Origin of the sequence: Acinetobacter sp. CIP 101934 (genome assembly GCF_000369585.1) — a bacterium.
Taxonomy (GTDB): domain Bacteria; phylum Pseudomonadota; class Gammaproteobacteria; order Pseudomonadales; family Moraxellaceae; genus Acinetobacter; species Acinetobacter schindleri.
The window spans coordinates 1877198-1895878 of sequence record NZ_KB850094.1 but is presented as its reverse complement, the minus strand read 5'-3'; the positions used below and the strand labels follow the sequence as shown (position 1 = coordinate 1895878).

Below are 18681 nucleotides of genomic sequence, written 5' to 3'. Positions count from 1 at the left end.
TCAAAATCTTTTAATTAAAAATTATAAGCTTGAAGGCATCTCTCGAATTATTGCGCTAGTCGAGTAGAACGCTGCTCAAGCCAGGTGGTTAGTTTAGGCCAAAAAGTGTTGGCTGTCTTTTGATTTGACATTAAACCAAGGTGTCCACCTGGAATCAGGGTAAAAGTAATATCTTTGCTGCTGGTCAGCTGGGTGAGTGGTTCTGCAGCTTCTCGGGTAACAATCTGATCCGTCAAACCAGCACCGACCATGAGTGAGCAGGAAATATTTTTTAAATCAATCTTATTGCCATGCAGATTAATCGAACCATCTTTAAGAGGATTCTGTAACCACAGGTGCAGCACCATATCCTGATTGATTCCACCCGGGTAATCGATCATTTTATTCAGGAAATGACCCATGGTGGCGTGTTCATAGACATAGTCGGGTTTTTCCAGATTCAGCAAAAACTGTTTCTGACTTTTAAACCAACCCACAGGATCCAGCAGTTTAAAGCCTAAGGCATTCAAAATACCTGGCGTATGAATATAGTGTTTGGGGATTAATCCCTTATGTACGGTATTTCGCAGGGCTGGATTTTGTGAAATCAGTTTATTGGTGGTTTCAAACAGTTTACCGATGCGGCCAGAGGCATAGCTGTCAATTGGACTGCCCATGACCATCAGGTTTTTCACATGCTCTGGAGAGTGTAGCGCGGTATATAGGGTGACAAAGACACCTGCCATACTCCAGCCATGCAGGGAAATATAAGGACTGTCTGCATGTTCGCAAATATGCTCTATGGCATCTGGAATAGATTGATCGATAAAGGACAGAAAATTCAGCTCTTTGTGTTTGAAGCTGAAACGGTTCCATTCCACCAGGTATACTTCAAAACCGCTATGCTGGAAATGCTTTACTAATGAACGGTAGGGATACAGATCATAAATACCCATGTTAATCGCCAGCGGCGCAACAAATACCAAAGGTTCCTTAAACTTTCTTTCAGGTGCTGGATAATGCCGGACTTTATATAATTCAGTTTCCTTGATGTACTCAAACGGGGTTTTTTGAGACAGTACCAGTGAGGAGCTGTTGAAAAACCGCGCACGCAGGTGCTTGAGTTTTTTCTGTTGACGTTGCAGATTTTGTTTTAACTGAATCATAAAGATAAATTGTCCGTGTCCGGTAGGGAGTGATCGAAGTCTAGGCAATAATTGCTTATTATGCCTTGACCTGAAATAGCATAGGCGCTCAAAATGTTGGCAATTTTTTACAACAGGCAGTCCGCCAGGGCTGAATTAGAGCAATGAGCCAACAAGACGATTATCAATTAGATACTTTAGCCATCCGTACAGGTCATACACGTAGCTTTGAGGGTGAGCACGGAGAACCGATCTTCCTGACATCTTCTTTCGTCTATGAAAATGCGGCTGAAGCGGCAGCAAAATTCTCAGGTCAGGAACCTGGCAATATTTACTCACGCTTTACCAATCCTACGGTCGCAATGTTTGAAAAACGTCTGGCTGCGCTTGAAGGTGCTGAGCGCGCCGTAGCGACCAGTTCGGGTATGGCTGCGATTATGGCAGTGGCAATGGCCTTCCTGAAAGCAGGTGACCATGTGATCTGTTCACGTGCAGTATTTGGTTCTACGGTTTCTCTGTTTGAAAAGTATGTAGGCAAGTTCGGTGTGGCAGTTGATTTTGTGGACCTGACTGATGTCGATGCCTGGAAAAATGCAATCAAGCCCGAAACGAAACTGTTCTTTGTAGAATCTCCATCTAACCCACTGGCTGAAGTGGCTGATATTCAGGCGCTTTCAGATCTTGCACATGCTCATGATGCATTACTGGTAATTGATAACAGCTTCTGTACACCTGTATTACAACAACCAATCAAATTTGGTGCTGACCTCGTTGTATATTCAGCTACGAAGTACCTGGATGGGCAAGGTCGTGCATTGGGTGGTGCAGTTGTCGGTAATCACAAATTGCTTGAAGAAATCTTCGGTTATGTGCGTACCACAGGCCCATCTATGAGTCCGTTCAATGCCTGGGTGTTCCTAAAGGGTCTGGAAACCTTACGTCTGCGTATGCGTGAACACTCCGCAAGTGCACAGAAACTCGCTGAATACTTAAATGCACATCCAAAAGTAGAAAAAGTGTACTACGCAGGTCTGCCTGAGCATGTAGGTCATGAACTGGCGGCAAAGCAGCAAACCGGCTTTGGTGGTATCGTATCATTTGAAGTGAAAGGTGGTCGTGAAGAGGCCTGGAAAGTCATCGATAATACTCAATTCATCTCGATTACCGGTAACCTGGGTGATGCGAAATCAACGATTACTCACCCGGCAACGACAACGCATGGCAAACTTTCACCTGAAGCAAAAGAAGCCGCAGGTATTCGTGAAGGTTTAATTCGTGTTTCTGTTGGTTTGGAAGATATTGATGATATTATCCGTGACATTACACGCGGTTTAGATTTAATCTAATTTTTATAAATTTATGTTCGGAGATTTTTATGAACATTAATATGTTGATGCAGCAAGCTCAGCGCATGCAAAAGGAAGTAGAAACCAACCTGAAAAAAGCCAAAGAAGAGCTTGCGCTGGTAGAGGTTCATGCTGAAGCAGGCGGTGGTCTGGTAAAAGTAACGATGACTGCACGTAATGTGGTAAAACGCATTCAGATCGATCCAGAACTTCTACAGGATGATCCGGATATGATTGAAGATCTGATCGCGGCTGCAATGAATGATGCGGCACGCCAAGCTGAAGCAATTTCAGAAGAACGTATGAAGTCTGCAAACCAGGGCATGGGCTTACCTCCAGGTCTGGCTGGCCTGTTCTAAGGAAATTTGCGCAATGTTTAGTGATCGTTTTGATCAACTGGTTCAAGCATTACGCATCTTGCCAAGCGTTGGGCCGAAATCGGCCCAGCGTATGGCATTGCATCTGATCATGAAAAACCGTGAAGGTGCGATTGGTCTGGCACATGCATTGACTGAAGCAACCAACCATATTCATGAATGTTCAATCTGTCATTCACTCACTGAAGATGAAGTCTGTAATATTTGCACCTCAACTGAACGTGATGATGAGCTGCTTTGTGTGGTGGAATCACCAGCGGATGTGATGGCTATTGAGCAGAGTGGCAGTTTTCGTGGTAAATACCATGTATTGGGTGGACATTTGTCACCACTAGATGGAATTGGGCCTGAAGAAATTGGGATTCCATATCTACTCGAGCGTTTAAATAGAGGTCAGATTCGTGAAGTGATTCTGGCTACGAATGCAACTGTAGAAGGACAGGCGACTGCGCACTACCTCATGGAAGCCAGCAAGCATTTACCGATTCAGATTACCCGGATCGCCCAAGGTGTACCACAAGGTGGTGAACTGGAATATGTAGACAGCCATACCTTAAGCCAAGCTGTACATAACCGCATGCGGATGAAATAAACCTGTTTCTCTGCATGCGTTTTACTAAAAAGAAGAACAAGTTAGAAAAAATACGAGAATATTCATTTAATTTATCGATATTGTTATTGCCAAATTTTATAGCTAAATGTTTATTTTTTTATCATAAATATTATAAATATCAGTTAAGATAACTATATTCGGACATCCACATTACGCTAATTCAGTCATTTATGTTTCAATTTATTCAAGATCAAGCTGGACTCGATCAAGTACTCGCACAAATGGATCAAAGCTCGGTTTATGCTTTGGATACAGAGTTCATCAAGGTCGATACTTTATGGCCGAAACTTGGTGTGTTCCAGATTAATGTCTGTGGCAATGTCTATCTGCTCGACGGTACGACGCTGGATCTGACCGAGTTCTTCAAGCGTCTCTTTGCAGCACAACAGAACATTTTCCATGCCTGTGGAGAAGACATTGATCTGATCTATCACTATACCCAGCAAAAATCTCTGAGTAATGTTTTTGATACCCAAGTAGGGATGGCGTTTCTGGGGCATGGTTTACAGGTCAGCTATCAGAATGCCTTGAAGCAGATGCTGGATGTGGAAATTGAAAAAGATCAAACCCGTTCAAACTGGTTGGCACGTCCTTTAAGTCATGAACAATTGTTGTATGCAGCCAATGATGTGCATTATCTGGTGCACTTGGGTGATCAGATCAAGCAGGAGTTGAAACGAAAGCACCTGTTAGACTTGGCACTGGAAGATTGCCGCTTCATGACCCGGGAAATTGGCGAGGAAACACCAACAGCCTTGTTATATCAGGATGTTGGTAATTATCGTCATTCACGCCGTCAGCTGATGCAGCTACAGCAGCTTGCAGTATGGCGTGAGCAGATTGCCAAGGCACTGAATATTCCGCGCAGTTTCATCATGAAAAACTCTACCATGATTAATCTGGTGGAAAAGAACCCTAAGAATATGTTCCAGCTCAGCACTGTGAAAGATCTGCGTGCCAATATTATTCGTGATCATGGCAAGATGATTCTGGACCTGCTGAAATTCTTGCCAGATCAATCCGAGTGGCCATTACGTCTGGCACGTCCAATCCGTCATTCTTCAAGTGAAGTCGGTACAAAAGTTGATGCCATCATTCAAAATGTTGTAGATGAAACTTCTATCCCGAAAGAAGTCCTGATGCGCAAAAAATGGATGAATGCGTTGTACCAGCATGTTGTTTTCCACAATGATGAACAGGATTTGCCGGAATTTTTACTTGGCTGGCGTTATGATCATCTGACCAAGCCACTGGTTGAGCTGCTACGTCAGGATGAATCCTATCTTTCTAGACAGATGAAAGTTGTCGACTAAAGCCTGGATAGAAACTTAACTACAAAACTGATTAAAGAAAGAGCAATTATACAAAATCACGACTGATGCGTTAATTATGGCTAATGCCTCAGGTGACGTTTTAAGGTATCCTTGCTACTGATTTTTCTAAATTGTTGTCTAAATCAAAATCATGCAAGTGTCTATCTACAAATCGAGCAAAAAGGATGAAATGTACCTTTATGTGGCTCGTCCAGCTGAAGAAAATGAAGCTGAAACTTTCGATCCACTTCACGTACTGGGCGAAGCTGTCCGCGTAGCATTTGGTCGTGCGACTTTTGTCATGCATCTTGAACTGAGCGAAACCCGCAAGCTGGCACGTGCTAATGTGCTGCACGTGATCGACTCGATTGAAACCCGTGGTTTCTTCCTGCAAATGCCGCCTGAAGGTTTGATTAACCCGAATGCTGTAGAACCAGAAGGTCTTCGTGGTGCTTAATATTTATTCAGGAGTTGTGAAATGAATGGTTATGTAACTGTATTAGATTCAATTCCTGAAGAATCGATTGCCATCGCGGTATACCTGATAGGCAGTATAATTGCACTGTTGTGCTGGTATGGCGTGACTAAGCGCCTGCCAAAACCGGCAGGTGGCTTTCTCTGGATTTTAGTGTTTGCCATCCTGCTAACGCCGACAGTATCCGAAGGTCCGAATGCCTCATTAGCCCCGGCGATTTTCGGACTGATATTTGGTGTATTGACCAAGGAACAAGAACTGGTCTGGATCAATGCCTCACTCATTCTGTTTGTGATTGGTATTGCTTCACTGATCGGCTATTGCTGGTCAAGCTATGTAACAAATAAAGCAAAGATTGCTGTAAACAAAAAAACTTCACCACTGTAAATAAAAAAATAAGGTTAAATCATGTCTGTGGATCATCAACAGTTTTCTGGTACAAGTCAGTATATTGCAACTGATAGTTTAAAATTGGCTGTCAAAGCCGCACGCAGTTTACAAAAACCGCTGCTGGTCAAAGGTGAGCCGGGCACAGGTAAAACCCTGTTGGCAGAACAGGTGGCTGAAAGCCTGGGAATGAAACTCATCACCTGGCACATCAAGTCCACCACCAAAGCCCAGCAAGGCCTTTACGAATATGATGCAGTATCGCGTCTGCGTGACAGCCAATTGGGTGATGACCGTGTCTATGACATCAAAAACTACATCAAGCCAGGAAAACTGTGGGAAGCATTTAGCAGTGAAGAGCGCTGTGTATTGCTGATTGATGAAATCGACAAGGCAGATATTGAATTCCCAAATGACCTGTTACATGAGCTCGATAAGATGTCGTTCTTTGTGTATGAAACAGGCGAAACTATTACTGCAAAACAGCGTCCAATTGTCATCATCACCTCAAATAATGAAAAGGAATTGCCGGATGCTTTCCTGCGCCGCTGTTTTTTCCATTACATCGAATTTCCTGATGAAGCAACCATGCGTGACATCATTGATGTGCATTTCGAGAATATTTCAGCAACCTTGGTAAATGAGGCATTGCAAGTATTCTTTAAATTACGTCAGGTTCCGGGCCTGAAAAAACCACCTTCAACTTCCGAATTAATTGACTGGTTAAGTCTGTTAATGGCAGATGATATGCCAGAAGATGTATTGCGTAATGCCGATAAATCTAAAGCCATTCCACCGCTGTATGGTGCGCTGATCAAAAACGAGCAGGATGTCCAGCTGCTTGAACGCCTAGCATTCATGTCACGCCGTTAAGGGAGAAACACGCATGTTCGTGCGACTGTTTTATACCTTACGCAAATACGGCGTACCGGTATCGACCCGTGAGCTGATTGATCTGAATCAGGCAGTTGCCGCAGAACTGGTCTTTGCCGATCAGGACGAGTTCTATCAGCTGGCCAAAACCGTCATGGTCAAAGACGAGCGCTATTTCGATAAGTTCGATCGTGCCATGAAGGACTATTTTGATGGGATCGCCACTTTCGATCTGGATGAATTGCTGAATCAGGTGCATAAGCTGCCCAAAGACTGGTTTGATCTGGAACTATTGGAAAAGCATCTGACACCAGAACAGCGTGAAGAGCTGAAAAAAGCCGGTTCACTAGAAGAACTGATGAAAATGCTGGAAGAGCGCTTGCGCGAGCAGCATAAAAAACATCAGGGCGGCAATAAAATGATTGGTACTGGCGGCACTTCACCTTTTGGTGCCTATGGCGATCATCCTGAAGGTGTGCGTATTGGCGGGCCGGGGCGTAAGCGTTCAGCAGTCAAAGTCTGGGAACAGCGTCAATACCGTAATCTGGATGATGACCAAATTTTGGGTAGCCGTCAGATGCAGTTGGCACTGCGTCGCCTGCGTAAGTTTGCCCGTCAGGGTGCTGCTGAAGAACTGGATATTGACAGTACCATTCGTGAAACAGCCAAGCAGGGCATTCTGGATGTGCAATTGGTGCCGGAACGCCGTAATCGCATCAAAGTGCTTATGCTATTTGATGTTGGCGGCTCCATGGATGCACACATTACCCAGTGTGAGAAACTGTTTAGTGCTGCCAAAACCGAGTTTAAGACTTTGGAATATTTTTATTTCCATAACTGTTTGTATGACTATGTCTGGAAAGATAATTTTCGCCGTTCCAGCACCCGTATGAATACCTGGGATCTGCTGAACACTTATGGTCGCGATTATCGGGTAATCGTGGTTGGTGATGCCAGTATGGCGCCATATGAGCTGCATTCAGTGGGAGGCTCGGTGGAATATATGAATGATGAAGCAGGACAGGTCTGGTTGCAGCGTCTGCGACAGCATTTTGAAAAAACAGCCTGGTTAAATCCGGAAGAAGAGCGTTACTGGCACTATACGCAGACCATCGGATTGATTCAGCAGATCTTTGAAAAGCATATGTATCCAATGACCCTAAAAGGCATTGAAGATATGACCAAATATCTGGCGCGCTGATTCCATTTATCTATTGATGACTTTATTTATAGTTATTAGTCCTTTAAAACAAAACATTTTAATATAAAGTAGTTTTTATAAATTTAGTTCAGATTGTTAAGGATCGCTATGGATCATCAAATTAATGGTATTGCATTGCCAAATGAAGAGGGTTTTTTTGGGAACTACGGCGGTCAGTTTATTCCGCCAGATCTAAAACAGGCAATGGATGATATTAATGTTGCTTACCAGGAAATTCGTCAAACTGCTGAGTTTCAGAATGAATTAAAAGACCTGTTTGCAAACTATGTTGGTCGTCCGAGTCCATTATTTCATGCCAAACGTCTATCTGATCAACTCGGTGGGGCGCAGATCTACCTAAAACGTGAAGATCTAAACCACACAGGTGCGCACAAAATCAATCACTGTCTGGGTGAAGCATTGTTAGCAAAATACATGGGTAAAACCAAAGTGATTGCTGAAACAGGTGCCGGACAACATGGTGTTGCTTTGGCAACGGCGTGTGCATTGGTTGGTATTCCATGTGAAATTCATATGGGGCAGGTGGATATCGAGAAAGAACACCCGAACGTGGTGAAAATGAAAATTCTCGGTGCCAAACTGATTTCAGTCACTCGTGGTACAGCTACCTTGAAAGATGCGGTAGATAGTGCTTTTGAGGAATATTTAAAAGATCCCAAAAATTATATCTATGCCATCGGTTCGGTGGTCGGACCGCATCCATTTCCAATGATGGTACGTGATTTTCAGTCGATTATTGGTGATGAAATCAAGGTACAAAGTAATGATCGTTTTGGTGCAAACCCGGATTATGTCGTAGCTTGTGTAGGGGGCGGTTCCAATGCGGTGGGCGCATTTACTGCGTTTTTAAATGAACCAGAAGTAAAACTGGTGGGTGTAGAGCCGGCAGGTCATGGTCTGGATACTGACAAACACTCTGCAACGCTGACTTTAGGTAAGCCCAGCCAGATTCATGGTATGGCATGTTATGTATTAGAAGATGAGCAGGGTGAACCTTTACCAGTGCATTCAATTGCATCTGGTCTGGATTATCCAGGTGTCGGTCCGCAGCATAGTCTGCTTAAAGATTTGGGTCGTGTGGAATATACGACGGCAACAGATCAGGAATGTCTGGATGCCTTTATGACTTTATCACGTGTAGAAGGTATTGTGCCTGCGTTCGAAAGTTCACATGCGGTGGCTTGGGCGATTCGTGAAGCAGGTAAATTGCCAAAAGATGTGAAAATTGTTGTGAATCTATCAGGTCGTGGTGATAAAGACTCTGACTATGTGGCTGAAAAGTTAGGTCTCAACTAATCTAGCTATATCTGTAAATAAAAAACCGCTCAAATTGAGCGGTTTTTTATGTTTATCATTTCTTTGTCAATCTAATGTCATTACAAAATGGCTTTTTGAATTAATATTTAACCCGAAATATATTGTTGTAGTTGATCAATCAAAATTTGCTGATCATTCATGGCTGCTTTAACTAAGTCACCAATTGAAGCCAATCCCACCAGTTTTCCTGCTTCTACCACTGGTAAATGACGCAAATGTTTATTGGTCATTAAGCTGAGACAGTCCGGCACAGAAGTGTGGCAATCTACCGTGATTACATTAGAAGTCATGATCTGGCTGACAGTCGTATCAAAGGAAGTACGTTCCATCAGCACAATCTTTCGAGTGTAATCACGCTCGGAAAGAATTCCGACCACTTTATCTTCTTCGACCACTACAATCGCACCGATATCTTTATCTGCCATTAAAGTAATGGCTTCAAGAACCGTTGCTTCTGGATGAATGGTATAGATTTCTTGAGAGGGCTTGTCTTTGAGTACTTGCGCTACATTCGTCATTATTAAGTCCTTAGCTGTTATTATTTATCCTGAAGTTTAAGCTGTTTATCTTCAGGTAATTGCTGTACTGACTCTATAAATAACATGTTATGCAGCGAAGTGCAGCCCTTGTCCTGAAAAAAAGAAATGACGCACCTGTCCAATTGTCAGCTTAATTTGTTTGCCACTGCCACGTACCAGGACAGGAGTGACATTCAGACGATGCAAGGTGGGTAACAGTGCCCGCTCAAAATCCTCAGGCGTGATTTTGCGCGGAGTATAATTTGGCCAGTTCTTTTTGGCGTAATTTGCCGCATGAGATGAATTAAGCCAGAATGGGAACAGGGTTTCATCCTGATCGCGCATCATGCCCCAGCCTTCATGGAACAGTCCCCAAAGTACCCCGCAGTACATCATCGATTTCAGGATGGTGATTTTGACCGCAAGGTCTTTAGGCAGTGGTTGGATATCTTTAATATTTGGCATTTTCATTATGATCAAGCTATCGTAGAACAACGCTGTCATTTTAAGAAAACTATATGAAATTACTGTTTCAGCTTTGCAAGAAATCGTTATGTTAATGCTTCATCATGTATAAGTAATATTGTAAATATAAAAAAACGCCACCGGGGTGACGTTTTTTTAGGCTTGCATGGTGGCCATGTTTTGCCAGTATTGGGCTTTCATTGAGTCGCGCTCGACACGGAAACCTTGATAATAAAGTTCAGCTAAAAAAAGCGCCGCTTTACCATGGCCTGCACGTGCAGCATCTTCAAGTTGTTTGACAGCATCTGAAAAATTCATTTGTGACTGGATTGTATTCACAGCTTCAGCATACAGATGTTCAAGTTCATGTGGAGAGAATTGTTGAATCATATAAAAACTCCTTAATTTTAATTATGATTACGGATAGACTTTTTAGTCTAACTACAAATATAACTGAGTAATGTTAAACTAATATTACAGAATGGTTGAAAAGTCAATTATTTCATCGAATTTTATTTTTGTTATGTAGTTTACATGATTAAACTATCATCAAATATATTTTTTATTACTATAAGAAGTAACTATTAAGCTAACAACAAGGAGAATAACATGTCGCGCACATTAGATGGAATTGATTTTGATATTCCCCCGACAGCTGGCCAAGTAATGGCATTGGCGCAACTGCACCGGAAAAAATTAGATGCAGCTATTTTCCATAAAGAAATCCATCTAGGGGAGTATAGTCTGGCACAGCGTAAAGCAGTCTATGATTTTACCCGTCAGCTAGACGAGAATCAGCGTGAACAATTCTACAAACTTTATAATTCAGAACTGGTACGTCTTGCCGATCCCGACCGCCTGCACCCAGCCAGTGCAGAGTCTGGGCTGAGCAAGTTTGCTATCTTCCTGATTCTGGCAATTACTGCTGGTATGCTGGGAAGTACCGTTTTTATCGCTTTATTTAAATAGAACAGGCAATACTCAACTAAAGTAAGCCGTCTGCAAATCAGGCGAATTTCCGGTTGATTACTTGAACTTATTGCAATGCAGCCATACACTACTTTGAATTAGAGGTAGTGTATGGCTATTGACGTAGAAAAAATCAGGATATTTCTGTCCAAATTAACGCTGGAGCAAATTTATAACAGCGTTTTTATTTTTATTTTTTTATTTATTATGGTGCTGGCAAGTATTGCACTTTATCGTCCTGTCACTACGGTTCAATCTGAACAAATTCAGCAACTTTCCATACAGCAACAATTACCACAAACGCAAGATATGGCTATAGCCTTGCTTGAACGGCCAGCGGTTTATCGTGGACAATATCTTAAACTGATGCAGGCATACCAGCAGGAATCAGTCCGTGCACACCAGCTACCTGCAGTAAAAGCGGATCAGCCTTAAAATTTAAGGTGTGAGTATTAATTTTTCAGTCGTAACCGTACTTGTTAAATTCGCTTTTAAGACTGTTTTTAGTTTATCTTTATCCAGTGCCTGACTGACCACCACTACGGTTAAACGGTCTGGATGCAGATGTTTGTGTACTGCATTTTCTACATCTTTTGCAGTGATTTTGGCTAATCGTTCTGGATAGGTGGCGAGATAATCGCGCGGCTCTATATAAAATCCTATCGTTCCGAGCTGGGCGTTAATGGTGGCATTGCTACTGTAGTTATTTGGAAATGCCCTTAACATGCCAGATTTAGTTTCTTCCAGTCGTTTAGTATCTATCGGCTGATTTACAAAGCTAATCAATGCCTGATGCGCGACCTGAATACTGTCTAATAGCTGGTCTTGACGGGTCGAATAGCGGAAATTAAATACACCCGGTGCCTGAGTAAAGCTAAAAGTGCTATAGGCAGCATAAGTAAAGCCACGCTTGACTCTTAACTCCTGCATCAATACCGCATTAAAGCCACTACCACCAAATATACGATTCGCAACTTCTAAAGCCAGCCTATCTTTGTTAAAGCGACTGGGTCCGATATGCCCGAACATTACATGAGCCTGACTTGAGTTATAGGGAATATGGATTACCTCAATATCATTTTTTAGCTGTGGATCAGGCAATGACTTTGGTCGTGTGCCTTGCTTGAGATTTCCTGCAATGCGTTCTGACAGGTCTAAGGCCTCTTTGGGGCTAAGTTTTCCGGTAATCGCAATATTCATATTTTGCGCAACCAGAAACTGATCACGGAACTTCTTTAAATGTTCAGGATTTACTTTTTGAGTGCCGCCAATGGTACCTGTAATTGGCTGTGCGTAAGGATGCTGACCATATAGGGTTCTATAAAAGCGGATATCCATTAAGCGGCCTGGATTTTCCTGTAGCTGTTTTTGACCAACGTTGGTGTTGCTAACAGCCAGGCTGATGCTCTGATTTTTAAAGGAAGCATGTTTAAGTACTTCCATCATCATTGCCAATGCGGGTTCCAGTTTTTTCGGATCAGACATTACACGTAGGCGGATGACGAACATATCCCGATATGCCTGGGCACTAAATTGTGCGCCACTTTGATCAAAAACAGCCGCAATTTCCCGCGCAGTATATGTATCGGTTCCTTCCCGGATCAGTTTGGCTGCCATACTGGACAAACCAAACAAACCCTTCTGAATTTCCTCATCCCGTGCTGCACCAGCATTAAAGGTTAGTTGAATATCGACCATCGGCAGATCTTTGGTTTCGACAAACAGCGTACGTACTTTGTAGCGATTATTCAGCTCATGTACATAAGGTGCCTGAAAATGTCTTTCATTCTTGAGATTTTTTAAACTTTGTAGCAAAGGAATAGATTGCAACTGGGTGGGATTATCTTCCGGTATAACTTCTGTATTTTGAACACTTTCGGCCCAGACCACAGAAGCACAGTTCAACGCAACAATTAATAAACTATTCGAACATGCAGACTTGAACTTGATCATCATTGTGCTTTTGTTTCCGGTGCGAGGTATAAGGTGCTGAGATTTTCACGAATAAAATAGCTATTCGCGACACGCTGAATATCGCTCATACTGACATTTTCATAATATTTAGGAAGTTCATCCATCAGTCGGTAACTTAAGCCGTTCACTTCCAGATTGCCGATCATTTTAGCCTGACCAGCAATACTATCCTGATTATAAATAAGGTTGGAAACAAATCGGGTAGTGATGCGTTCAAGTTCATGCTTGGGAATATCTTCAGTTTTTAATGCATCAACTTCTGCCTGAATGGCTTTTTGCGCATCTTCAAAACTGATGCCATTTGCAGGTAATGCAGAAATACTAAACAGGCTGTCACCACGGTTATACGGATCATACGATACACTGACAGAAGTCAGTAGCTTGCGATCTCGTACCAAGCGATCTTGCAGCCGTGAGGAAATACCACTGTCCAGCAAACTCCGGATAATTGTCAGAGCATAAGCATCCTGCGGATTGATTGCTGAAGCCAGTGATTTGACATTCCAGGTCATGTACAGGTTGGGCACTTGCACATCGGTATTGATTTCCATGTGACGATAGCCCAAGTATTCAAACTCAAGTACATCATTGCGTTGCGGTGTGGCACGTGAAGGTGTGTCAGCAAAGTATTTCTGTACTTGTAACAGCGCTTGTTCAGACTCTACATCACCAACAATCACCAGAATGGCATTGTTCGGCGTATACCAGGTCTTGTACCACTGCTTTACATCATTAAGCTGGATATTGTTCAGGGTTTTCATATGACCAATCACCGGTTGGCGATAATGGCTGGTGGGATAACTGATCCATTTAAAACGTTCAAAGGCACGTGAACGAGGATTATCCTCGGTGCGCTGGCGGCGCTCTTCCATAACCACTTTGATTTCTGGCTCAAAATCCTTTTGACGTAGCAGCAGATTACTCATACGGTCTGCTTCGAGTTCGAGCGCCATCGGGAAGTAAGCCTTGGGATAAAGCTGATAATAATTGGTGTAATTGGTAAAGGTTGCAGCATTGATACTGCCCCCATAAATCCGGCTAATCCGTGTAAATTCATCGTTTGGAACTTTGCTGGTGCCCTTGAACATCATATGTTCCAGCACATGTGATATACCCAGAGTGTTACCGGATTCATCCGCACTGCCGATTTTATACCAGATCTGGGTCATGACCATCGGCGCACGGTGATCTTCTCGGATAATGACTTTTAGACCATTTTTCAGGGTGGTTTCAAAGGTACTACGCGTCAGTTCAGATTTGGATTTTTCTATAGTTTGTGCCTGAATCTGACTGCTGCTTAAACATATCAGTATTGTACCAAGCGAATACATGTATCGCTTAAACTGGATTGGACAGGCGTGCATAAAAATAAGTGATTTGAACACTGGATATTCCAAAATAAGCAGATGTATTTATAAGCCATTTTAAGAATTGTGCAATTGAAAGCAAACCGGTGCTGTTGCTTTTTGGTGTAGTAGAAATGGAATTTTAATCTAAAGCTAAAACCTTATAACTTATGGTAGAATCCCATTTTTTAACGCAATGCTTTTCAAGGATTCGGCATGCAACAGCAATCTAATGAGCAAAACAAATTTTTGATTGATGCTGATATCGGAGATGACGATGTCACATTACCGAGTTTACCTGCGGTCAATGTGCCAATTATAGAAACGCCACGCGAACAAGCCGTTGTTTCAGCGCCTGCCGCAACAGAAATACCGAGTGAAGAATCTGCTCCTAAAGGCGGTTTCTTTAGCCGTATGAAGGAAGGTTTAACCAAGACCCGCAAAAACTTTGCAGATGGTATGGTCAATATCCTCATCGGTGGTAAAGAAATTGATGACGAATTACTAGAAGAAGTAGAAGAGCAATTATTGGTTGCAGATATTGGTGTAGATGCAACCAAGACCATTATTGCCAATCTGACAGAGCGTACAGCACGTGGAGACCTGATTTACTCTCATTCATTATATAAAGCGCTTCAGGAAGAACTGGTGGCTTTATTGGCACCGCGTGTAAAACCGTTACATATTGACCCGAACAAAAGTCCTTTCGTGATTCTGGTTGTGGGTGTAAATGGTGTTGGTAAAACCACTACGATTGGTAAACTGGCGAAGCGTTTACAAGGTGAAGGCAAGAAAGTCATGCTGGCAGCGGGGGATACCTTCCGTGCTGCGGCAACTGAACAGCTGCAAATTTGGGGTGAACGTAATAATATCGCCGTAGTTGCTCAGGGTCATGGTGCCGATTCTGCTTCTGTCATTTTTGATGCTTTTGAAAGTGCACGTGCCAAAGGTGTAGATGTCCTGATTGCTGATACAGCAGGCCGTTTGCATAACAAGAGCCATCTGATGCAAGAGTTGACCAAAGTGAAACGTGTAATGCAGAAGATTGATGCAACTGCACCGCATGAAGTGATGCTGGTTGTAGATGCTGGTACGGGTCAGAATGCCATTAATCAGGTAGAAATGTTTGATGAAGCAGTCGGTCTAACGGGTATTACGATCACCAAACTGGATGGGACTGCGAAAGGGGGCGTGCTGTTTAATATTGCCAGCCGTACTCATGTTCCAATCCGCTTTATTGGTGTAGGTGAAAAGATTGACGATCTTCGTCCATTCTCTGCCAAATCATTTGTTGCTGCATTATTTGAAACTGAAAATAAATAATCGTGTAATAAGTCACATAAACTCCGCTTAGCGCGGAGTTTTTTGTTTTTAGGTCGATTGTTTGCTGTAAAAAGCAACAGGCTTGAAAGCTTATGTCATAAGCCTTTTAGTCAAAACCTTTACAATCAACAAGTCCACCTATTGGTAGGCATGTGTTGATTGGGGGAAAGTGTAAATGGCGTTATTAAATAAGATTGGGCATGTACTTACGGCAGACCTGACGAAAGATTTTAAATTTTCAAAAAAAAGCAAAACTGTACAGGGAGATGAGCTGACTTTTATTGATCAGCTGAAAAAGCGCCGTAGTATTTATGCTTTGGGGAGACGAGTTCATTATAGCCAGGCGTATATTGCTGAACTGATCCAAGCTGCGGTACGTAGTTGTCCTTCAGCATTCAATTCACAAAGTGCACGAATCGTGATTCTGTTTGGTGATTCACATTATAAATTCTGGGAAATCGTGAAAGAGGTCAAACGTCAGGAAATGCCTGTTCAGGTATTCGAAGGAATTGAAATCAAGCTTGATCAATGTGCTGCTGCCTTTGGAACTGTTCTATTTTATGAAGATCAGACAATTATTCAGCAGTTACAAAAGAAAATGCCAATGAGCGCTGAAGATTTTCCGGTCTGGTCTGAGCAAACTTCGGGTATGGCGCAGTTTGCTGTCTGGACAGCACTTGCAGATTCAGGATTAGGAGCATCCTTACAGCACTACAATCCAATGGTGGATCAGGCAGTTGCAGCACATTTTAAAATAGATGAAAACTGGCTGCTACGTGCCCAGCTTTGTTTTGGTTCTATTGAGCAGCCTGCAGAAGCCCGTCCAGATCCTAACTTTCAGGATCGCTTCCGCATATTTACCTAAAATCATAAAGACCAAGAACCCGCTGGAAATGTTTGCCAGTGGGTTCAATACAAATATTAAACGTTAAAAATCCTCTTATTGTTCTATAAATAAAACACTACGTTTTTTATATACGCCTGTTTTTGGGTGATAAAAAGATTAATCTCTCTTTATCAACTTTGAACAAGACAAGATATACAAGAGGTTCTTCATGGCATTTTTAGATCAGATCAAACAACGTCGCAGCATCTATACAATTGGTAATAATGTAAGCCTAGATCAGACAGAAGTTGAAAATACAATTAAGGAAGCGGTACGTCATAGCCCATCTTCTTTTAACTCGCAAACATCCCGCGTGGTGATCCTGTTTGGTGAATCGCATCAAAATTTCTGGAATATTGTTCGTGATACTTTAAAGAAAATTGTGCCAGCTGATGCGTTTGAAGGAACAAATAATAAAATTAACAGTTTTGCAGCAGGTTATGGTACAGCCTTATTTTATGAAGATCTGGAAGTAGTGAAAGAGCTGCAAGCACAATTCCCATTATATGCAGATAATTTCCCGGTATGGTCAGAGCATTCTTCAGCAATTGCCCAATTTGCCACTTGGACAGCGCTGGCGGAGAAAAATATTGGTGCCTCTTTGCAGCACTATAATCCGATCATTGATGATGAAGTTTCGATTGCTTTTGATGTGCCTTCAAACTGGAAGCTACGTGCCCAACTCGTGTTTGGTTCGATCGAAGCACCAGCAGGTGAAAAAACCTTTATGGATGATGCAGAGCGTTTTAAAACTTTTAATTAATTGAGTTAAATAATAAAAAAGGAGTGCTTCGGTGCTCCTTTTTTATTTTGTATTCATTTAAGACCAAGTGTTTAGCTGAATGAATCAGATGGATATATGCTTAAAGTCTTGGCTATTTGTCTAAGTGATTTATCATAAAATTGTCACGTATACTCGGCATAGTGCAAGCAGACTTAAATAATCAGGAAAAAGAAGCGAATGAATTTACGTATTATGATCGCAGTTGCGACTTTAATGGGAAGTACTTCTGTTTTTTCAGCAGTGATCTTGACGGCACCAGAAGAAATCAAAATTGTCGGGGTGAATGAGCGAGAAGTGAATAGTGGATTAATCCGTAAAAAACAGACTTATAAGCTAGATCCGGGTTCAAACAGTATTAGTGTACGTTATATCGAATTCTTCCAGCATAATGATAATAGCCATGACATTTTAAAATCGGATGTAGTAACAGTTAAAACACCTGAATTAAAAGATGGCGAAAGTTATCGTTTGGCTTTGATTAATGCACCTAAAGATTTTGATACTGCACAAAAATATAAAGACCAACCGATTATTGGTTTATACGACGCCAGAAATCAATTGTTGGTACAACAGTCAGGCGCAAATAGTGAAACCAAACCATTATTGGGTAAAAGTGTATTAGGTAAAGCACTAGACTTGACAACTAAAACAGTTGCTCCTGCAAATCAGCCTGCGCCTGTTTATGCACAGGCAGCGGTATCACCAGTGGTAGCAAATCTAAATTCAGCTGAAACAGCAATAAAAACTTCTACTGACCAAAAGCTGATTCAGCTTTGGCAACAAGCATCTAAAGAAGAGCGTCGGAAGTTTATGTTATGGCTAGCAGAGCAAGGGAATTAAAAAAAACATGAAAAAGATCGGTTTATACCGATCTTTTTTAGTTTGAGAGCTAAACGTTACACTTTGAAAATATATTTCAGGCCAGAATGATGGATTTACACACCTAAACCTGCTAAAAATACGCATTCAGAGTAAAAAATGAACGACCAAATTATATTTTCATATATTTTTATGAAAAGAACTTGCGCTCATTGTGAAACTGTATAGAATACGCAGCACACCAACGCAATGCATGAAACGAAAAGTTAAGTGATTGGGTTGGAGCTTATAACCGACGAGGTTTTAAGTAAGATCATTAAGAGATTATGAAGAACAACTTGTGTGGATTTTTACTGGTTGATTGATCGAAATTATTTTCATTGATTGATGGTAGAAATTACTCGAAGTTTATTTGAGAAATGAATGTCAGAAAATTGATGAGCCAGATTTGGTGTTTTGAATAAAGCACTATTGATTTTAAACTGAAGAGTTTGATCATGGCTCAGATTGAACGCTGGCGGCAGGCTTAACACATGCAAGTCGAGCGGGG

General features: G+C 42.0%; 21 protein-coding genes. 15 read left to right on the top strand and 6 right to left on the bottom strand.

The window, feature by feature from the left end:
* Nucleotides 1-47: 47 nt before the first annotated feature.
* A complete protein-coding gene (locus F899_RS09325; protein WP_005222359.1) occupies nucleotides 48-1145 on the bottom strand; it encodes an alpha/beta fold hydrolase in 1098 nt (365 codons plus the stop codon).
* A gap of 143 nt (nucleotides 1146-1288) precedes the next feature.
* Here F899_RS09325 and F899_RS09320 point away from each other — a divergent pair, with 143 nt between their 5' ends.
* The 9 genes from F899_RS09320 to trpB all read left to right on the top strand — a co-directional run bounded on the left by F899_RS09320 (nucleotide 1289) and on the right by trpB (nucleotide 9026).
* Nucleotides 1289-2470 carry an O-succinylhomoserine sulfhydrylase gene (locus F899_RS09320; protein WP_005222358.1) on the top strand — a complete coding sequence of 394 codons (1182 nt, stop codon included), beginning with the start codon at nucleotides 1289-1291 and terminating at the stop codon, nucleotides 2468-2470.
* A 29-nt stretch (nucleotides 2471-2499) separates the two neighbouring features.
* Nucleotides 2500-2829, top strand: coding sequence for a YbaB/EbfC family nucleoid-associated protein (locus F899_RS09315; RefSeq protein ID WP_004815831.1), 330 nt, complete (start codon nucleotides 2500-2502; stop codon nucleotides 2827-2829).
* A gap of 13 nt (nucleotides 2830-2842) precedes the next feature.
* Nucleotides 2843-3439, top strand: coding sequence for a recombination mediator RecR (gene recR, locus F899_RS09310; RefSeq protein ID WP_004815833.1), 597 nt, complete (start codon nucleotides 2843-2845; stop codon nucleotides 3437-3439).
* Nucleotides 3440-3630: 191 nt separating this feature from the next.
* Nucleotides 3631-4773, top strand: a complete 1143-nt coding sequence (locus F899_RS09305) for a ribonuclease D (protein WP_005222357.1) — start codon at nucleotides 3631-3633, stop codon at nucleotides 4771-4773.
* A 151-nt stretch (nucleotides 4774-4924) separates the two neighbouring features.
* On the top strand, nucleotides 4925-5230 hold the full coding sequence (locus F899_RS09300; protein WP_026056700.1) for a YcgL domain-containing protein: 306 nt from the start codon (nucleotides 4925-4927) through the stop codon (nucleotides 5228-5230).
* A gap of 21 nt (nucleotides 5231-5251) precedes the next feature.
* Nucleotides 5252-5635: a hypothetical protein gene (locus F899_RS09295; protein WP_004815838.1), complete on the top strand. Its 384-nt coding sequence runs from the start codon at nucleotides 5252-5254 to the stop codon at nucleotides 5633-5635.
* Between the two features lie 21 nt (nucleotides 5636-5656).
* On the top strand, nucleotides 5657-6508 hold the full coding sequence (locus tag F899_RS09290) for an AAA family ATPase (RefSeq protein WP_004815840.1): 852 nt from the start codon (nucleotides 5657-5659) through the stop codon (nucleotides 6506-6508).
* A 13-nt stretch (nucleotides 6509-6521) separates the two neighbouring features.
* Nucleotides 6522-7709, top strand: coding sequence for a vWA domain-containing protein (locus tag F899_RS09285; RefSeq protein WP_005222354.1), 1188 nt, complete (start codon nucleotides 6522-6524; stop codon nucleotides 7707-7709).
* A gap of 108 nt (nucleotides 7710-7817) precedes the next feature.
* The gene (gene trpB / locus F899_RS09280) at nucleotides 7818-9026 is read left to right on the top strand and encodes a tryptophan synthase subunit beta (RefSeq protein ID WP_005222352.1); all 1209 of its coding nucleotides are present in this window, start codon (nucleotides 7818-7820) and stop codon (nucleotides 9024-9026) included.
* A 107-nt stretch (nucleotides 9027-9133) separates the two neighbouring features.
* Here the strand turns inward: trpB and F899_RS09275 are convergent, their stop codons facing one another.
* The 3 genes from F899_RS09275 to F899_RS09265 all read right to left on the bottom strand — a co-directional run bounded on the left by F899_RS09275 (nucleotide 9134) and on the right by F899_RS09265 (nucleotide 10420).
* On the bottom strand, nucleotides 9134-9565 hold the full coding sequence (locus F899_RS09275) for a CBS domain-containing protein (RefSeq protein ID WP_004815846.1): 432 nt from the start codon (nucleotides 9563-9565) through the stop codon (nucleotides 9134-9136).
* Between the two features lie 87 nt (nucleotides 9566-9652).
* Nucleotides 9653-10036 carry a DUF2750 domain-containing protein gene (locus F899_RS09270; protein WP_008304198.1) on the bottom strand — a complete coding sequence of 128 codons (384 nt, stop codon included), beginning with the start codon at nucleotides 10034-10036 and terminating at the stop codon, nucleotides 9653-9655.
* A 150-nt stretch (nucleotides 10037-10186) separates the two neighbouring features.
* Nucleotides 10187-10420: an SEL1-like repeat protein gene (locus F899_RS09265; protein WP_004815850.1), complete on the bottom strand. Its 234-nt coding sequence runs from the start codon at nucleotides 10418-10420 to the stop codon at nucleotides 10187-10189.
* 219 nt (nucleotides 10421-10639) lie between these two features.
* Between F899_RS09265 and F899_RS09260 the strand changes: the two genes are divergently transcribed.
* Nucleotides 10640-10999, top strand: a complete 360-nt coding sequence (locus F899_RS09260; RefSeq protein WP_004815853.1) for a hypothetical protein — start codon at nucleotides 10640-10642, stop codon at nucleotides 10997-10999.
* 111 nt (nucleotides 11000-11110) lie between these two features.
* Nucleotides 11111-11434: a hypothetical protein gene (locus tag F899_RS09255; RefSeq protein ID WP_004815854.1), complete on the top strand. Its 324-nt coding sequence runs from the start codon at nucleotides 11111-11113 to the stop codon at nucleotides 11432-11434.
* 3 nt (nucleotides 11435-11437) lie between these two features.
* Here the strand turns inward: F899_RS09255 and F899_RS09250 are convergent, their stop codons facing one another.
* Together F899_RS09250 and F899_RS09245 are read right to left on the bottom strand one after the other, a co-directional pair.
* On the bottom strand, nucleotides 11438-12955 hold the full coding sequence (locus tag F899_RS09250; protein ID WP_005222350.1) for a M16 family metallopeptidase: 1518 nt from the start codon (nucleotides 12953-12955) through the stop codon (nucleotides 11438-11440).
* Complete coding sequence (locus F899_RS09245; protein ID WP_171063238.1) at nucleotides 12952-14337, bottom strand: M16 family metallopeptidase; 1386 nt, start codon at nucleotides 14335-14337, stop codon at nucleotides 12952-12954. The genes F899_RS09250 and F899_RS09245 overlap by 4 nt, the downstream gene beginning before the upstream one ends.
* Before the next feature lie 198 nt (nucleotides 14338-14535).
* On the opposite strand from F899_RS09245, the gene ftsY reads away from it, so the two are divergent.
* From ftsY to F899_RS09225, 4 genes are all read left to right on the top strand, one after another.
* On the top strand, nucleotides 14536-15642 hold the full coding sequence (gene ftsY / locus F899_RS09240) for a signal recognition particle-docking protein FtsY (RefSeq protein ID WP_004815860.1): 1107 nt from the start codon (nucleotides 14536-14538) through the stop codon (nucleotides 15640-15642).
* Nucleotides 15643-15817: 175 nt separating this feature from the next.
* Complete coding sequence (locus F899_RS09235; protein WP_004815863.1) at nucleotides 15818-16507, top strand: nitroreductase family protein; 690 nt, start codon at nucleotides 15818-15820, stop codon at nucleotides 16505-16507.
* 190 nt (nucleotides 16508-16697) lie between these two features.
* A complete protein-coding gene (locus F899_RS09230; protein ID WP_004815864.1) occupies nucleotides 16698-17291 on the top strand; it encodes a nitroreductase family protein in 594 nt (197 codons plus the stop codon).
* 198 nt (nucleotides 17292-17489) lie between these two features.
* Nucleotides 17490-18152: a DUF2057 domain-containing protein gene (locus F899_RS09225; RefSeq protein WP_004815866.1), complete on the top strand. Its 663-nt coding sequence runs from the start codon at nucleotides 17490-17492 to the stop codon at nucleotides 18150-18152.
* The last annotated feature ends 529 nt before the right edge of the window (nucleotides 18153-18681 follow it).

What these genes read in the sequence shown, in the direction of transcription:
- F899_RS09315 (WP_004815831.1), top strand. Translation starts at nt 2,500, where the DNA reads ATGAACATTAATATGTTGATGCAGCAAGCTCAGCGCATGCAAAAGGAA.
- F899_RS09275 (WP_004815846.1), bottom strand. Translation starts at nt 9,565, where the DNA reads ATGACGAATGTAGCGCAAGTACTCAAAGACAAGCCCTCTCAAGAAATC.
- F899_RS09270 (WP_008304198.1), bottom strand. Translation starts at nt 10,036, where the DNA reads ATGAAAATGCCAAATATTAAAGATATCCAACCACTGCCTAAAGACCTT.
- F899_RS09260 (WP_004815853.1), top strand. Translation starts at nt 10,640, where the DNA reads ATGTCGCGCACATTAGATGGAATTGATTTTGATATTCCCCCGACAGCT.
- F899_RS09250 (WP_005222350.1), bottom strand. Translation starts at nt 12,955, where the DNA reads ATGATGATCAAGTTCAAGTCTGCATGTTCGAATAGTTTATTAATTGTT.
- F899_RS09225 (WP_004815866.1), top strand. Translation starts at nt 17,490, where the DNA reads ATGAATTTACGTATTATGATCGCAGTTGCGACTTTAATGGGAAGTACT.
- F899_RS09290 (WP_004815840.1), top strand. Translation starts at nt 5,657, where the DNA reads ATGTCTGTGGATCATCAACAGTTTTCTGGTACAAGTCAGTATATTGCA.
- F899_RS09235 (WP_004815863.1), top strand. Translation starts at nt 15,818, where the DNA reads ATGGCGTTATTAAATAAGATTGGGCATGTACTTACGGCAGACCTGACG.
- F899_RS09255 (WP_004815854.1), top strand. Translation starts at nt 11,111, where the DNA reads ATGGCTATTGACGTAGAAAAAATCAGGATATTTCTGTCCAAATTAACG.
- F899_RS09320 (WP_005222358.1), top strand. Translation starts at nt 1,289, where the DNA reads ATGAGCCAACAAGACGATTATCAATTAGATACTTTAGCCATCCGTACA.
- F899_RS09230 (WP_004815864.1), top strand. Translation starts at nt 16,698, where the DNA reads ATGGCATTTTTAGATCAGATCAAACAACGTCGCAGCATCTATACAATT.
- F899_RS09300 (WP_026056700.1), top strand. Translation starts at nt 4,925, where the DNA reads ATGCAAGTGTCTATCTACAAATCGAGCAAAAAGGATGAAATGTACCTT.
- F899_RS09325 (WP_005222359.1), bottom strand. Translation starts at nt 1,145, where the DNA reads ATGATTCAGTTAAAACAAAATCTGCAACGTCAACAGAAAAAACTCAAG.
- F899_RS09245 (WP_171063238.1), bottom strand. Translation starts at nt 14,337, where the DNA reads ATGCACGCCTGTCCAATCCAGTTTAAGCGATACATGTATTCGCTTGGT.
- recR (WP_004815833.1), top strand. Translation starts at nt 2,843, where the DNA reads ATGTTTAGTGATCGTTTTGATCAACTGGTTCAAGCATTACGCATCTTG.
- trpB (WP_005222352.1), top strand. Translation starts at nt 7,818, where the DNA reads ATGGATCATCAAATTAATGGTATTGCATTGCCAAATGAAGAGGGTTTT.
- F899_RS09305 (WP_005222357.1), top strand. Translation starts at nt 3,631, where the DNA reads ATGTTTCAATTTATTCAAGATCAAGCTGGACTCGATCAAGTACTCGCA.
- ftsY (WP_004815860.1), top strand. Translation starts at nt 14,536, where the DNA reads ATGCAACAGCAATCTAATGAGCAAAACAAATTTTTGATTGATGCTGAT.
- F899_RS09265 (WP_004815850.1), bottom strand. Translation starts at nt 10,420, where the DNA reads ATGATTCAACAATTCTCTCCACATGAACTTGAACATCTGTATGCTGAA.
- F899_RS09285 (WP_005222354.1), top strand. Translation starts at nt 6,522, where the DNA reads ATGTTCGTGCGACTGTTTTATACCTTACGCAAATACGGCGTACCGGTA.
- F899_RS09295 (WP_004815838.1), top strand. Translation starts at nt 5,252, where the DNA reads ATGAATGGTTATGTAACTGTATTAGATTCAATTCCTGAAGAATCGATT.